Source organism: Coprococcus sp. BIOML-A2 (genome assembly GCF_009875795.1).
In the GTDB taxonomy this organism is placed as follows: domain Bacteria; phylum Bacillota; class Clostridia; order Lachnospirales; family Lachnospiraceae; genus Coprococcus; species Coprococcus aceti.
On sequence record NZ_WWSI01000001.1, the window covers coordinates 94,237 to 109,697 of the forward strand.

At 47.0% G+C, this 15,461-nt stretch carries 17 protein-coding genes; 1 reads left to right on the plus strand and 16 read right to left on the minus strand.

Going from position 1 to position 15,461, the window contains the following annotated elements; all coding sequences use genetic code 11:
• Positions 1–47: 47 nt before the first annotated feature.
• Positions 48–905, minus strand: a complete 858-nt coding sequence (locus tag GT575_RS00420) for a DUF3737 family protein (RefSeq protein ID WP_161171262.1) — start codon at positions 903–905, stop codon at positions 48–50.
• 290 nt (positions 906–1,195) lie between these two features.
• Here GT575_RS00420 and GT575_RS00425 point away from each other — a divergent pair, with 290 nt between their 5' ends.
• On the plus strand, positions 1,196–1,624 hold the full coding sequence (locus GT575_RS00425; RefSeq protein WP_120123682.1) for a DUF3592 domain-containing protein: 429 nt from the start codon (positions 1,196–1,198) through the stop codon (positions 1,622–1,624).
• 19 nt (positions 1,625–1,643) lie between these two features.
• Here the strand turns inward: GT575_RS00425 and GT575_RS00430 are convergent, their stop codons facing one another.
• From GT575_RS00430 to GT575_RS00500, 15 genes are all read right to left on the minus strand, one after another.
• Complete coding sequence (locus tag GT575_RS00430) at positions 1,644–2,399, minus strand: tRNA threonylcarbamoyladenosine dehydratase (protein ID WP_117550388.1); 756 nt, start codon at positions 2,397–2,399, stop codon at positions 1,644–1,646.
• 119 nt (positions 2,400–2,518) lie between these two features.
• On the minus strand, positions 2,519–2,953 hold the full coding sequence (locus GT575_RS00435; RefSeq protein ID WP_015534740.1) for an RrF2 family transcriptional regulator: 435 nt from the start codon (positions 2,951–2,953) through the stop codon (positions 2,519–2,521).
• Between the two features lie 201 nt (positions 2,954–3,154).
• A complete protein-coding gene (locus GT575_RS00440) occupies positions 3,155–4,102 on the minus strand; it encodes an NAD(P)/FAD-dependent oxidoreductase (protein ID WP_161171263.1) in 948 nt (315 codons plus the stop codon).
• 221 nt (positions 4,103–4,323) lie between these two features.
• Positions 4,324–5,601 (minus strand): glutamate-1-semialdehyde 2,1-aminomutase, encoded by a 1,278-nt coding sequence (hemL, locus tag GT575_RS00445; protein ID WP_161171264.1) that lies wholly within the window; start codon positions 5,599–5,601, stop codon positions 4,324–4,326.
• A gap of 280 nt (positions 5,602–5,881) precedes the next feature.
• A complete protein-coding gene (hemB, locus tag GT575_RS00450) occupies positions 5,882–6,853 on the minus strand; it encodes a porphobilinogen synthase (RefSeq protein WP_044998093.1) in 972 nt (323 codons plus the stop codon).
• A gap of 1 nt (position 6,854) precedes the next feature.
• The gene (gene cobA, locus GT575_RS00455; protein WP_161171265.1) at positions 6,855–8,447 is read right to left on the minus strand and encodes a uroporphyrinogen-III C-methyltransferase; all 1,593 of its coding nucleotides are present in this window, start codon (positions 8,445–8,447) and stop codon (positions 6,855–6,857) included.
• 318 nt (positions 8,448–8,765) lie between these two features.
• Positions 8,766–9,818, minus strand: coding sequence for a hydroxymethylbilane synthase (gene hemC / locus GT575_RS00460; protein WP_161171266.1), 1,053 nt, complete (start codon positions 9,816–9,818; stop codon positions 8,766–8,768).
• Positions 9,808–10,455, minus strand: coding sequence for a precorrin-2 dehydrogenase/sirohydrochlorin ferrochelatase family protein (locus GT575_RS00465; RefSeq protein WP_243147791.1), 648 nt, complete (start codon positions 10,453–10,455; stop codon positions 9,808–9,810). Before GT575_RS00465 ends, hemC begins: the two co-directional genes overlap by 11 nt.
• Positions 10,456–10,574: 119 nt before the next feature.
• On the minus strand, positions 10,575–11,870 hold the full coding sequence (locus GT575_RS00470; RefSeq protein ID WP_161171267.1) for a hypothetical protein: 1,296 nt from the start codon (positions 11,868–11,870) through the stop codon (positions 10,575–10,577).
• A 98-nt stretch (positions 11,871–11,968) separates the two neighbouring features.
• Complete coding sequence (locus tag GT575_RS00475) at positions 11,969–12,385, minus strand: M67 family metallopeptidase (RefSeq protein ID WP_004851714.1); 417 nt, start codon at positions 12,383–12,385, stop codon at positions 11,969–11,971.
• 115 nt (positions 12,386–12,500) lie between these two features.
• Entirely contained in the window at positions 12,501–13,310 is an 810-nt protein-coding gene (gene thiF, locus GT575_RS00480; RefSeq protein ID WP_004851717.1) for a thiazole biosynthesis adenylyltransferase ThiF, read from the minus strand.
• Positions 13,310–13,519 carry a sulfur carrier protein ThiS gene (gene thiS, locus GT575_RS00485; RefSeq protein WP_015534732.1) on the minus strand — a complete coding sequence of 70 codons (210 nt, stop codon included), beginning with the start codon at positions 13,517–13,519 and terminating at the stop codon, positions 13,310–13,312. The genes thiF and thiS overlap by 1 nt, the downstream gene beginning before the upstream one ends.
• 163 nt (positions 13,520–13,682) lie before the next feature.
• The gene (locus GT575_RS00490) at positions 13,683–14,000 is read right to left on the minus strand and encodes a thioredoxin family protein (RefSeq protein WP_055280281.1); all 318 of its coding nucleotides are present in this window, start codon (positions 13,998–14,000) and stop codon (positions 13,683–13,685) included.
• Between the two features lie 237 nt (positions 14,001–14,237).
• Positions 14,238–14,483, minus strand: a complete 246-nt coding sequence (locus GT575_RS00495) for a sulfurtransferase TusA family protein (RefSeq protein ID WP_004851723.1) — start codon at positions 14,481–14,483, stop codon at positions 14,238–14,240.
• Complete coding sequence (locus tag GT575_RS00500; RefSeq protein ID WP_161171268.1) at positions 14,476–15,336, minus strand: 4Fe-4S binding protein; 861 nt, start codon at positions 15,334–15,336, stop codon at positions 14,476–14,478. Before GT575_RS00500 ends, GT575_RS00495 begins: the two co-directional genes overlap by 8 nt.
• Between the last annotated feature and the right edge of the window lie 125 nt (positions 15,337–15,461).

The following is a 15,461-nucleotide window of genomic DNA, read 5'->3' on the forward strand; positions in this document are numbered from 1 at the left end:
GCGGAATCTCATTTACGTTATGATATATCACCAAATCTTAAACTCGTTTAGTCCTGTACTATTATTTTTGTCTTTGACGAATCTACTTTGTCTTTTTCTATTATCAGGTTGTCGATGTGCTGGGCTTTGATGGTTCCTGATGTCGGGTTCATGACACTGTCTATCTTGCTGCAGATATCAGCATCCACTGTTGAGTATTCGAAGGCAAGTGTTGTGTTGATGAGCTTGCAGTTTTTCATCACAAGGTTGTCGATGTAGCACATGCCCTGAAGGCTCTCGATGGTGCAGTTCACCAGGGTGAGGTTCTTTGCGTTCCATCCAAGATACTCGCCCGATATGAATGAATCATATACGGTCACATTCTCTGTGTTCCAGAATGCATCCTTTGAAAGCAGATTGGAGTTTCTTATCTCCACATTCCTGCATCCGTCAAATGAATAGTTGCCGTCAAGCTTCAGGTCGTCTATCTTCATATTATTGCTGTTCATGGCAAAATAGTCGCCCTTTGCTGTCACGTGGTTCATTATCACGTCATCGCAGCTCCACAGTGTCTCCTCCGCATGGGTGAATGTCACATCCGTAAGCTCCAGACCTTTACATCTGCGGAAGTTCTTTGGTGCCTGGATGAGTGCCCGCCTCACCGCGATATTATCAGTGTACCAGACTCCGGCTCTCGCCATCTCAAACCAGTGGCAATCCTCCGCAACAATGTTCTTGCTGTACCACAGCGGATACTTCCATTTGAACATGCTGCCGTACAGATTTATGCCGCGGCTCTCCTTAAGCGGAGACTCGCCGTCGTCAAATATCGTATCATATATATCGAGATTTTTTCCCATGAAAAGAGCTCTCTCACCTGTCAGAAACTCCTGTCTTATGATTTTCTTTTCTTCTTTCTTATCCATCTCGTTCATCTTCCTTTTGTATATTCTCTATTATATTATTGGCCTATTATCACCATGTTATCACTTCTGGCAAATGCGAATATGACTGAGCTTATGACCACCATGAGTGGCAGTGCATACAGTAATATATTTATTACCTGAGATTTGCTATATTAACAGACTTATCCTCTTAAATTAAGGGATTCTCAACCAGTCTTCTTTATATTATAATCTACACATACAAGTCCGGCATGTAAATAGGGATCTCATGTCTGACATTTGGGGGAAACAACAATTTCAGGAGGTACATTATGATTTTAACATCGGGGGATTCTATCAGTATTTTTTTCAGACTATTACCTTATACGACTTACATTATTCCAATAGCATCATTCATCATAGCTGTGGTCATCGGTCTTTCCATACGGGGTAAGGCATGCCGTATCGAGCGGGACTATACCAGAACGTCCGCCAATATCACATCTGTCAGAAGAGTCAGTAAAAGAACCCATATCAACTATGAATACCGCGACCAATCCGGAGTATTGCACAATGGTTTTCTTTCCGTCCGCGGTCTAACAAATTACAACTCCATGTCGTCCATCGCAATATATTACAACCCGGAGAATCCATCCGCATCTTATACGGAAAAAACTATGAACAGCGACAAAAATGCACCATTCATCTATGGTGGTGCTGTTCTGCTTGGAACTTTGGTATTTTTATGGAGAAGGCGCTGATTTCTCAGCGTCTTCTTTTTTATACCCTGATGAGATCCTTTGCCACCTCACCGGCTATGATAAGCCCTGCGACTGATGGCACAAATGCCACGCTGCCCGGGATGTCTCTGCGCTCTGTGCATTTGTGTTCTGCACCCGGAGGACAAATGCAGTTGTTTCTGCAGCTTATCGCCATATCTTCGATTGGCCTTGTCGGAATCTCTTCAGAGTATACGACCTTGAGTTTCTTGACGCCCCTCTTCTTCAGTTCTCTTCTCATGACCTTCGCAAGAGGGCACACCTTTGTCTTGTATATATCTGCAACCTTGAACTGGCTTCCGTCAAGCTTGTTTCCCGCACCCATGCTGCTGATGATCGGAATGTTCTTCTCCTTACACTTCATGACAAGAGCGATCTTGGCTGTCACGGTGTCCACCGCGTCGACTACGTAGTCGTAGCTGTCCCAAGGGAAGTCATCCGCATTCTCCGGAAGGAAGAAACATTTGTGTACCTCAACCTCCACATTTGGATTGATGTCAAGCATCCTGTCCCTCATAACATCGGTCTTATACTTTCCAACTGTGCTCCTTGTCGCTATGATCTGTCTGTTGAGATTTGTCAGACACACCTTGTCGTCATCTATCAGGTCAAATGCTCCGACACCGCTTCTGACCAACGCCTCGCATACATAACCGCCAACTCCGCCTATTCCAAATACCGCTACCTTAGAGCCTGCCAGCTTGTCCATGGCTTCCTTGCCAAATAGCAGCTCCGTTCTCGAAAACTGTGTTAACATCTCTTATTCTCCTAATATGATATATATCCCACTACAACTATATACAAAATAAGTTTTTTTTCAACTGAAATCTTATTGCCCCTCCGGGGACGGAGGTACCTGTCCCCTCCGTCCCTGATTTATATTGAGTACATGTATCCGATCCGGTCACTGTACTCCCGGGTGAGATCGGCGATGGTTTTGTTGTCAAGGACATTGTTGATGGCAGACTCAAGATCATCCCACACCTCTCCAATGACATCGTTCATGACCATATTGGTGTCGCCATCCTCATCAACTCTGTTATCGATTGGTGATATCCTGCCCTCTATCGCCCTTAGCACCATCCCAACCGTGATCTCCTCCGCCGGCATGTTCAGACGGTAACCACCTCTCGGACCTCTCACGCTCCTTAAATATCCTGCCTTTAGCAGAGAAGATGTAACCTGCTCAAGATATTTGTCAGACAATCCACATCTTCTGGCTACGGCTTTGACAGTAACCGTGCTGCCGCTGTTTATCGATATATCTACCATGAGTCTCAAAGCATATTGTCCCTTTGATGATATTAACATTTTTCCGCCTCCTGTTCATTGTTATATTTTACCTATAGAATTACTATGAATTAGTTTTATTTTTTTGGCAGGGAGAAAAAGCAGTTATATCATTGATGTTCTTACCTTATCTCCGTGCCAATTATTTTCCGTTTAATTCACTTGATTTTTATGATTATGTTTCTATGCTGCCTACCATGTGTTGCTGATCAGATACTCAAGTTATACCTTCTTTTTTAATCCGTTCAGGTATTCCTCAACATAATGGACAACTGCTGCACCATCTCCAACTGCTGTCGCCACCTGGCGCACTGCCTTGGTCCTCACATCTCCCGCGGCAAATATTCCCGGTGTGCTGGTCTGTCCGGTCTCGCCCGCTGCAACATAACCAGCGTCATCAAGCTCCACAACGTCACCGAGGAAGTCTGTGATAGGGCTTGTTCCTATGGCAATAAATACACCGGCTACCGGAAGCGTGAAATTGCTGTCTGTCTGTCCGTCCACTGTTTTCGGTGTCTTAACAGCGACCTTGAGTTCCAGCTTGCCCGGCGTTCCGCCTATCTCTGTCACCTGCGCAAATGGGTGGAATTCTATATTCTCAGTCTCAAGCACCTGCGCTCCGAGTATTTTCTCGCCTCTGAACTCATCTCTTCTGTGGATCAGATGTACCTTGCTGCACATCTTTGACAGATACAGGGCATCCTCAAGAGCTATATTACCTCCGCCCACAACTGCGACTTCTTTGTTCTTGAAGAACGCTCCATCACATGTGGCACAGTAAGAAACTCCTGCCCCTGTGAATTCCTCCTCACCGAGAACGCCAAGCTTTCTGTGCTTTGCACCCGTGGCTATCAGAACCGCCTTTGTCTCTATGCTGCTGCCATCCTCCAGGCTGACCTTCTTGTGATCGCCGTGATCCTCGATGGCTGTCACCTCTCTGTCATCAAACTCCACGCCCAATGTATCTGCGTGTTCTTTGAACTTCATACCCATGTCAAAGCCGCTTATGCCCGGCAGTCCGAGGTAGTTGTCCACCTGCTCTGTATTTACGATCTGTCCGCCGGAGAATGCTTTCTTCTCCAGTACCACCACGTCCATCATCGCCCTCTTGGCGTAGACTGCGGCGGACAGACCCGCAGGGCCGCTGCCCACAATAACCAAATCTCTCATATTTCCTCCTTGTCGAAGAAGGTCGCTGTCATGTTTATGTGATGCTCCAAGGCTACGCACGACTCTGTAGCATCACATAAACATGACAGCTTACTCTTCGATAACCGTTAGTTTTATTATGTTATTTCCAAACCACTCTTTTAATACTTATCTAATTATTTCTACAATATAGGAATATAAATTCCTTTTTAATGAGACATCTTCTGACCTACTAAGTCTCTCTAGTTCTCTTTGTATTTCTTTATCAGCTCACAGGTTTTGGATACGTCTTCCTTGCTGTGTGCGTAGGACACGAACATTGCCTCGAACTGTGATGGTGCAAGGTAGATTCCGTTGTCCAGCATGTATGAGAAATACTTTGCATACCTTGCGGTGTCGCTGGATATTGACGTGTCCATATCCACTACTTCCTGATCTGTGAAGAATACGCTCATCAGTGAGCCTATCTGGTTGACATGGACTGTGTCGCCAAATGTGCTTCTGACTGTGTCGGCTATCTGCCTTGTGCTCTTTTCTATCGCAGGATATACAGTGTCTTTTTCCTTCTGGAGTATGCGGAGCGTTGTGAGTCCGGCTGTCATGGCTATCGGATTGCCCGACAGAGTTCCCGCCTGGTATACTCCGCCAAGTGGTGCCACCATGCTCATGACATCGCGGCGTCCGCCATAAGCTCCCACCGGCATTCCGCCTCCAACTATCTTGCCAAGTGTTGTGAGATCCGGCTTTACCCCGAAGTATTCCTGGGCACCGCCAAGGCTGAGTCTGAAACCTGTGATGACCTCATCAAATATAAGAAGTGCGCCGTATTCATTTGTTATGTCCCTGAGAAACTGAAGAAATCCATCATGCGGTGGGACAACTCCCATATTTGCGGCAACCGGCTCGACCACGATTGCGGCAATGTCTTTGCCCTCCGCCTCAAATAACTTCTTTACGCTGTCCTCGTTGTTATACTCTGCTATGAGTGTATGCTGTGTATACGACTTTGGAACTCCCAGGCTGTCCGGAACTGACTGTGTAAGTGCCGCCGAGCCTGCCTTGACCAGAAGTCCATCACTGTGTCCGTGATAGCAGCCGCGGAACTTTACAATCTTGTCTCTGCCTGTAAATCCCCTCGCCACTCTGAGCGCACTCATCACTGCCTCTGTTCCCGAGTTGACCATTCGGGTCAGCTCCATTGACGGCATAAGCTCATTTACCAGCTCTGCGATCTCGAGCTCTTTCCTTGTCGGTGCGCCGAATGTAAGTCCGTCATCACAAGCCGCCTTCACCGCATCTATGACTCTGTCATCGGCATGCCCCAGAATTCCCGGGCCCCAGGAACAAACATAATCCACGTAGGAATTGCCATCCTCGTCAAATATATGTGAACCTTTTGCTTTCTTCATAAATACAGGTGTCCGTCCCACCGAGCCAAATGCCCTGACCGGTGAATTGACGCCGCCTGGAATTACCTTCTGTGATTTCTCAAATAGATCCTGTGAATTTGTCATTGCCATTCTTCTTTCTATAATTTATCGTCCTGTGTGACTTTTTTCTTTGTTTCCTTTTGTTTTTCGCAAAGCTATGTTATTTTAGCCGTTTAGATACAATATTGTATCTTTTTCTAATTTATATTCCAAATAGATAAAAATGCCTCGTTATACATAGCAACTATTGTCCTACTCAGCTCTATCTTCTTTTAAGTGTTGATGTCGCATTCTCCTCATCTTTGGTAACGCCCCTCTCTCCTCCGTCGAGTGGGGCAGATCGTCGGAATCATTCCGAAATATGACTCCGTCATATTGATTCCGACTCAAGCCAGTGTGCCACGTCTATGGCGTGATAGGTTATGATGATCCCTGCTCCGGCACGTTTCATGGCTGTCATGTTTTCCATAACGATCCTCTTCTCGTCTATCCAGCCATTTGCCGCAGCTGCCTTGACCATGGAGTACTCGCCGCTGACATTGTACACCGCTATCGGATAGTCCGTGTGGTTTCTCACATCCTTGACTACATCCAGATAAGCAAGTGCCGGCTTGACCATGATTATGTCTGCTCCCTCGGCGATATCCGCCTCGCACTCTCTCAGAGCCTCCCTGCCATTTGCGGGATCCATCTGGTATGTCCTTCTGTCTCCAAACTGTGGTGCAGAATGTGCCGCATCGCGAAATGGTGCATAGTAACCAGATGCAAATTTCGCACTGTAACCCATGATCAGTACATCCGTCAGCCCGTTGTCGTCAAGTGCCTTTCTGATGTATGCGGTGTGTCCATCCATCATATCCGACGGAGCCACCATGTCTGCGCCAGCCTTTGCAAGTGATACAGCCATCTTGCCCAGATATGGAAGAGTCTCATCGTTGAGTATCTTGCCGTCATGGATAATTCCGCAGTGACCGTGTGATGTGTACTCGCACAGACAAATGTCCGCTATGACTATCATATCCGGATACAGCTCTTTTATCCTCCTGACTGCTTTCTGCATGATTCCCTGATCGTCGTACGCGCTGCTACCCACCTCATCCTTGTGAGCCGGTATGCCGAACAGGAGAACCGCGCTGATTCCGGCGTCCGCCACTCTGCGAAGCTCCTCCTCAAATGTGTCGAGTGAATACTGGTATATTCCCGGCATGGAGTCTACCGGATTCTTGATCCCTGTGCCCTCCGCCACAAACATCGGATATACAAGATCCTCCTTGTTAACCCTGTTCTCTCTAACCATATTTCTGATGGCCTCGCTTCCGCGAAGTCTTCTGAGTCTTATCATGTTACTGCCTCTTTTCTCTAAAATAATAATCACCGATGGCTGATATAAGGTGCTCGATATCACCAACCTCTGGAACTATATCCGCATGATAACCAGCCTTCTCCAAAGCCTTCTCGGTCACATTTCCAAGTGCCGCTATGCGGATATTCTTCATTATATCATGTATTTTAAAACTGCCGTCTGTATTGTCCGTATGATCCCCACATGAATCTATATCATTCAACATATGAGCCACACCGCAGTTTTTTTTCTCTGCATCAAGAACATCTAGAAATCCTCTGACACCTGACGCGCTGACAAATGTGATCACATCCAGATCCTTCAGATACTGTATGCTCTCCATCCTGCGTCCAACCACATCATAAACTGGGATCTCCTCATATACCACACCGCCCTGATCAAGTATGTCAAGCATTGTCTCGCTGCCCTGAACGGCTCTCGGAAGGAGAAGTTTCTCTCCGTCATTCATCACATTTGCAAGTCCCATAGCAAGAGCACTTGTGGTGTACTCGTCCGGCACATAATCCGCTATATATCCCTCAACCTTAAGTGCGTCCCTTGTTCCGGCGCCGACCACCGCAAGTTTCAGATGGGCCAGTTTTCTGACATCTATATTCCATTCTCTGAGCCATTTGAAAAACAAGGTTATGGTGTTCTGACTGGTAAATGCCAGCCAGCTGTAATCTTCTATATGTTCCAGAGCCACTCGCAGCCTGTTCTTCTCCTCTGTCTGCTCCACACTCATATCCACTATGCTGTAGGACTGACCGCCAAGTGCATCTATTGCAACTCTCATCTTCTCGCGAAGCTTTGGCGTTCCAATAAGTCCAACGTGGACATTCTGAAGCGGTCCTCTGTTTGGTGCTGTAAAATCCAACGCTGCATTTTCACCCACAACTATGATCGCAGGAGATTCAAGCTTTGCCTCGTTCACCTTGTCCGCAATTGTCTGTATATCGCCGCGGACTATCCTCTGTCCAGGCATGGTTCCCTTGGAAATGACCGTGACCGGAGTATGTTCCTCCGCCCCAGTCTGAACAAGTCTCTCCATGATCTGTGGCAGTCTGTTCAGCCCCATCAGGAACACGCTTGTCCCTTCCTGATTTCTGATGTAGTCGTAGTCATCTAAACCACCTTCATCAGATCTGTGTATGTCTGCCCGCTTGTGTCCTGTTATCACGTGAAAGCTTCTGCTCGTTCCGCGGTGGGTCACCGGTATGCCGCACACCTCCGGAACCGCCACGGCGGACGTTATTCCCGGTATCACCTGAAATGGGATCCCCGCTTCTAAAAGTGCGGTCACTTCCTCGCCGCCTCTTCCAAATACAAATGGATCGCCGCCTTTGAGGCGCACCACCATGTTGCCTTTGCGGCCTTCCTCAACAAGTATCTCGTTTATCTCAGGCTGCTTCTTGTAGTGGCTGCCCGCCTGTTTGCCAACGTATATCCTGCGGCAGTCCGGCTTCACCATCTCCAGAAGCTGATAGGTTCCGAGTCTGTCATATATGATTGTATCGCATTGTTTTATGAATTCCAGGCCCTTCACCGTGATGAGTCCCGGATCGCCGGGGCCTGCGCCTATCAAATATACCATTTTTTGCTCTCCATTCGCCGTGGGAGTTGGATGGGTGTCTCTCGGCTACGCACAGCTCAGTCACCTTGTCTTGCTCCTATTTGCACTCACTCCCGCCTCCAATAAGGGCGTTGGAGGCTCCCGTTTGGCAAGGAGCGACAAGCTTCCATCGCTTATGTGCTACCCGCCGTAGAGACACCCATCCAACTCACACGGCTTACGCATCGAAAAAATTTACTTCTTTACTTTTCTTTTATCTTCAATACATACTACTTCAAAACAATCTACATTTTATGTTTTTATTTATCTTTTAAATATACTGTTGCAAAACAACTTACTCTACTTTATTAAATTCTCTACCAGCTGTTCCCATTCTGCGGTGTTTCCTTCTACCGTCTTTCTGTGTATCTGGATTTCTTCATCTTTCTCTTTGTCCGATGAAGCCGCATCTGCTTTCATCAGGCTTAGCTTCATGTGGTCGCCATGAAGTTCTGAATACACGCCTATCGGTTCGTGACAGCCGGCGTTCAGGCGATTCAGAACTGCGCGCTCGCATGTGAGCTGTGTGTATGCCTCTGTGTCATTTATCGCTCTGACCATGTCGTATACCTCGCCAGAGGTTCGTGTCTCTATGGCTATGATTCCCTGACATGCTGCCGGAAGCATGGACTCTGTGCTGATGTATCTGAATGTAAGTTCGTCCTTGTGCACTTCAAAGCATTCTGTGCTGTCATTGCCTTTGTCTTCAATAACTCCCAGGCGCTCAAGCCCTGCCGCTGCAAGAATGATGGCATCGTATTCGCCATCTTCCAGCTTCTGTATGCGGGTGCCGACATTTCCTCTCAGATTCTTGCACACAGCATATGGATACATGTCTCTTATCTGGTACTGCCGTCTCAGGCTGCTGGTTCCCACCACGAAACTGTCGTTTCTGTCAAATATTCTGCCGCTCTTATATATGAGAACGTCCTGCGGACAGGCCCTTGGAAGTGTGCCCGCTATCGTAAGACCTTCCATGATCTCCATCGGCATATCCTTGGCACTGTGTACCGCTATGTCTATGTCACCTTTAAGTATAGCTTCCTCGAACTCTTCGACAAATACCGCTTTGCCTCCGAATTCCAGAAGCGCTCTGCTGGTGTCCCGATCCCCCCGGGTACTCATTGTAATCATCTGAAAATCAATCTGGGAAAATCTCTCCTTGAGTGCCTTTATCACCAGTTCAGTCTGAGCAAGAGCAAGCATGCTGCCACGGGTTCCAACTTTTACTGTTTTTTTCTGTCCTCCGCTTTCGCAATCCAAACCGTCACTATTGAATCCATCTGCCATGTCATTCTCCGCAAATTTACGAATATTCGGTTTATTTTTACCATGTCCATTCTCAACTCTCATCTAACAGACTCCTAACCATTTGCTGAAATGCTTTCTTTCGCTCTTCCTCGCCGTCTATCTGTGCTTTGATCTGCTCCCGGAGCTCACCCATCCGCTCCGCTATGTCGCCATAACTCCTGCCTAAATGGCTCTCTATATTTCTCTTGATCGTTCCCGCAAGCACCGGACTCTGTCCTCCGGTGGAAACGCTTATCACGACCTCTTTATCCTTTATGATCGCCGGAAAGTAGAATCCACAATCCGATTTCACATCCACCACATTTACCAGTATGCGCTGCTGCCTGCAGAGCTCAGCCATGTCGTGGTTGACCTTCTCATCGTCCGTCGCCATTATGACGACAAATGCACCGTCAATATCCTGCGGCTGCACACGTCTTTTTACAAGTGTTAGGCATCCAGAATAATCTGCAAAATTCTCTACAGAACCACGATCATCGCTTGTCGCTGCACAGTATTTGTCTGGCGTATTCACCTGCTCCACCAGTTCTAAAAGCTCCGGGCAGAACTCCGGTGACACCACCGTGACCACCGCGCCAAATTCCAGCATGCTGCACACCTTTCTGTATGCAACAGTTCCGCCTCCTGCGATCAGGCATCTCTCATTATTCAATTCTATCATAAATGGGAAATACGACATCACTACCTCTAATTTCTATTATTGAGTATCTATTAAAAAGCACCAAAAGTTGTTCCAATTATCTGACATAACCATCATCAGCCGATGATACTGCATAACCTCAGGCAAACAAGCAGTATTCAGTTCTCACATCCGGCAGTCACAATACTGTCCAGCATTTTCTCAAATGCCTCATACTCAAGCTGTCCTTTGAGTTTATATACCATCTTTGCACCATCTATAGTCTTAAGCTTCGCCATCACGTCCCTGTGCTCCCTGTTGAACCTCGAAAATGCTATGTTCTTCATAATCTCGTCAACCTGTGATATGAGCCACGGCTCCATCTCTGTGATTGTCTTTGCCCTGCTTTCATTGTTCTCTCTGGAGAGTGTTCTGATATAGTCTATGTCACGCAGCACACATCCGTCCACATCTGAGACCGCAGGATCAATGTCCTTTGGCATTGCCAAATCAAGGAGCAATCTCCGCTTCGGCTGCATTTTCACAGCCTCCGCCAGCTCATCCCTGACAAATGTATAATGAGGGCTTGCTGTCGCACTGATGATGACATCCGCCCAGGCTGCCAGCTCATATCTTCTGCTGTAGTCCTCTATCCTGATCTGCTGATGTCTGTCAAATATGCTATCTGCACTGTTGTGACTTCTGCTTGTGCCTGTTATCTCTATATCTGGTGCAAGATCTGCAATATCCTTGACAACTATGCTGCCTATCTTGCCTGTGGCTCCTACGACTAGGATATGCCCGGTATTTGCCTTTTCAGCATCCACACTCTCAACTTGACTGCTGCTTACCACATCACTTCGAACATCTCTGCACGTGTTTTCAATGCCGCCATTTCTTGTAAAATTCACTGCCTCCCGTGCTGACAAGGTTCCGACGGATACCGGAAGTCTCGTAGTGTCACTCTCCGTCGCCACCGCCTTTGCCGCCGCAAGTGCTCCCTGAAATGCTATATTCAGCTCGCCGTCACAGGCTCCAAGCTTCTTTGCCACAAGATATGCGCTCTTCACCTGATGTATGATCTCCACCTCGCCGAGCACCATGGAATCCATACCACACGCCACTCTGCACAGATGTAACATACACTGGAATCCCTCATAATTCATGCTATATCTTCTTATGAGGCTGACAGGGACATCCCTATCATTAGCCAGAAGCATTTCTACCTGTTCAAGCAGTCCACCTCGCCCACCGGAAGCTTCACCGCTGCTCATTTTTCCTGTTATAACAGACCCACATGGCTCACATTTATCCGTAAAGTATATTTCCATCCTATTGCAGGTCGACAACACGACACATCCACCCACCGCAGCCTTTAGCCGCTCGGTGAACTGTCTCTGTCCTTTTGTCGAAAATGCAAAGCTCTCCCTGACATCGGCCGGTGTATTCTTATGATTTATACTTATGCAAAACATATCTTCAGTAACTCCAAATGAAAATTTATGACAAGCTCACGTAAAGAACAAGGGCGGGTATCAAAGCCCGCCCTGTTCTTTCAAATGCCTGCTATCTATCATGATTCTATAACAAGCTCCTCTATCGTCACATTCTTTTCCTCATCTATGTTGAAGGCTTTGAGTACCGGATTGTCTATCTCCATGAGGGAGAGGATCAGATAATTCACCTTGGAATCATATGCAAGCCTCTTATCCTCCTCCGAAGGTCTGGATGGAGACTCTGGATGGGAATGGAAGTTGCCAAGAAGCTCGTATCCATTTGCACGCATATCCTTAACTGCCGCAAGCTGCTCTCTCGGGTCCATGGAAAAATGCTCGTTGCTGGCGTCAATATTTGTCAGGAGATACACCTTCCTGATGTACTTCTTGTCTCCCTCTCTGACACCGCCGATCAGACCACAGGACTCATTTGGAAGGCCCTCCTTGCAGTGTGCAAGTATCTTCTCGTAATCAGACTTTGTCATGTACAACATCTTACTTCATATCCTCCTTATTATCAAGCATTGAGCAGACGCATGAAAAGGCGCTTCGCGCGGCGTCTGCGTGCTTCATAAGGAATCTCCCGCAAGCGGGTCCTCCTTATGAAAATTACTTTCCGTCACACTCCACCTGCTCGTAGTCGATGAGCTTGGTGATGGTTGGATTTGGTCCACATACAGCACATCCACAGCCCTTCTTGTGAGGGAGCTTTACTGTGTGGAATTCCATCTTAAGTGCGTCAAATGTAAGGAGTCTTCCTGTCAGAAGATCGCCAACTCCAATGAGATACTTGATTGCCTCCATAGCCTGAAGACTTCCGATAACACCGCCCATTGCTCCGATGACTCCGGCCTGCTTACATGTAGGAACCGCATCCTTTGGAGGTGGATCCTTGAATACACATCTGTAACATGGTCCCTCATCTGGAACATATGTCATAAGCTGACCCTTGAATCTGATGATTCCTGCATGTGAAAATGGCTTCTTAGCCATAACACAGGCATCGTTGATAAGGAATTTTGCAGGGAAGTTGTCTGTTCCATCGATGATGAAATCATAGTCCTTGATGAGATCCATGATGTTCTCTGATGTCACGAACTCTCTGTATGTGATCACATTTACATCAGGGTTCATGGCGTTCATGGTCTCCTTTGCGGATTTGACCTTTGCCTTGCCCACATCTGCTGTTCCGTGAATGATCTGTCTCTGAAGATTTGACAGATCTACCTCATCGGCATCAACTATACCGATGGTTCCTACTCCGGCTGCTGCCAGGTACATAGCGGCTGGCGCTCCCAGTCCACCTGCGCCTATGATCAGCACCTTGCCATTTAACAATTTCTTCTGTCCCTTCACGCCAACTTCCTGAAGGATAATGTGACGTGAGTAACGTTCCATCTGTTCATTTGTGAATGCCATTAGAAGCTGCCACCTCCCATGAAGTAGAGGAACTCTACTGTATCGCCGTCCTTGAGCTCTGTTGTTGCAAATGCATCTGAGTCAACAAACTCATCATTGACTGTTACTGTGACATAGTCCGGATTCTCAACGTTCTCTGACACGATGATCTGAGCTATTGTTGTCTTCTCTGCTATCTCTTTCTTCTTTCCTGCTATTGTGACTGTCATTTTTCTTTCCTCCTGACGATTCATTTGCCTGTCCGGGATTACCGGGCTGCATAAAATGTGATTATATACTTTATAATTTTAATTATATAGTTTCATTCTTCTGTACACTGGAAGTAATTGACTACAGTCAAATACTCCATTGTGTCACTTTACCAACGAATTTCTACAATAATTTGCCAACTTCCTCCTCCAGCGCATTTCTCTTCACAAGACCGCGGATGCGGGAAACCTCCTCACCACTCTTGAAGAAGAGTATGGTTGGTGATGCCATGACTGCGTACTTCTCAGCAAGCTCTGCGTCGAAGTTTACATTTACCTTGTATACATTTACCTTGTCCTCGTAGTCATCTTCGATGCCGCCAAGGATAGGTGAGAGCTGCTTGCATGGTATGCAGCTGTCCGAATAGAATTCCACGATGACCGGGAGCTCCGACTGAAGAACCTTCGCATCGAAATCCTCTGCACTGACTCTTACTGCCATTCATTTTCTCCTTTCCTGCCGGATGTTTTCACTGCAATAATTTATACTATGCGTATATGTTCTGTCTTAACATACCTATCATGGGTCGTTTCCACTTAACTCAGTCTGCAGCGGTACTATCGCTCGCAAGCTCGCTGAGTACCGGCGACTTCGTATTCCCATGATATGGTAATGTTAAGCAGAACATGTGACAGTATATAACAAAAGCAGTGAAAACATCCGGCTTACCTTATAGGATCAATCCTCCAGCTTCTTAACTATGAGATCGTAAGTACCGTTCTCGTTGTCGATGAGCTTCAGGATCTGCTGTCCTTCCTCCTTAAAGCTTCTTGGTACGTTCTGTACAGGCTCGCCGTCGTTCATGGTAACCGCAAGCACCTGTCCTATCTCAAGCTCCTCCATGGCTACCTTCGCCTTGACAAATGTCATCGGGCACACCACATCAGTTATATCTACTCTGTCATCGATTTCGTAATCAGCCATTGTAAGCCTCCTTTAATATTTCTTTGAATTTGTCTAAGCCCACGCGCTCCAGTGTAAACTGGAAACGCTCGCTTGGCTTTGCATTGTCTGCAAAGAACTGTATTGCCGCATCTGTGATACGGAAAAGCTGTTCCTCAGATTTAACAACCGGAAGTAACTCCTCGCCGCGGTGGATCGTATTTCCAAATAATCCTCCGAATGAGACAAGGTATCCTGTCTCGCCCTTCCATGCATCTGTAGGACATGCCTTTGCGCATCGACCGCAGTAGTTACATTTGTCTGTGTCGAGGATGATCTTGCCGTCCGCCATGGTGATCGCACCCTCACGACACGCCTTGACGCACACGCCACACATGATACATGATGGCTCATCCCACTCTACTACCATTGCGCCCTTGATTCCCACGTCGTTCTCCTCTGCCTTCAGACAGTTGTTCTGGCATCCTGTGACACCGAACTTGAACTTGTGAGGAAGCTCCCTTGCGTAATATCTCGCATCAAGCTTCTTTGCTATATCATAAGTGTCTATATTGCCGCTCGGACAGATCTGATTTCCCTGGCACGCTGTGACTGTTCTTACTCTTGGGCCACACACACCCGGCTTACAGCCTCCCTTTGCCAGTTCTTCCTTTACCTCTTCCACATCGTCAAGCTTAACAAATGGGATCTCAACACTCTGTCTCGATGTGAGATGTACATGTCCATCTCCGTATTTCTCGGCAACCTCTGCTATCTTCTTGAGATTCTCTGCGGTAAGATTTCCTCCCACCACCTGAAGTCTCAGAGAAAAGTTATTCTTCTGTTTCTGTCTCATGAATCCGCCCTTTTTCAGAGCTGCGTAATCTACTGCCATATGTAGTTCCTCCAAATCATATTTACGTGTTCAATCAATTGTGAAACCTGAATGTTGTTTAACGCATGAGGTGATTTAGTATACCGATTAGGGGTCGCTTTCGCTTAACTCGGTCTTCGCAATTG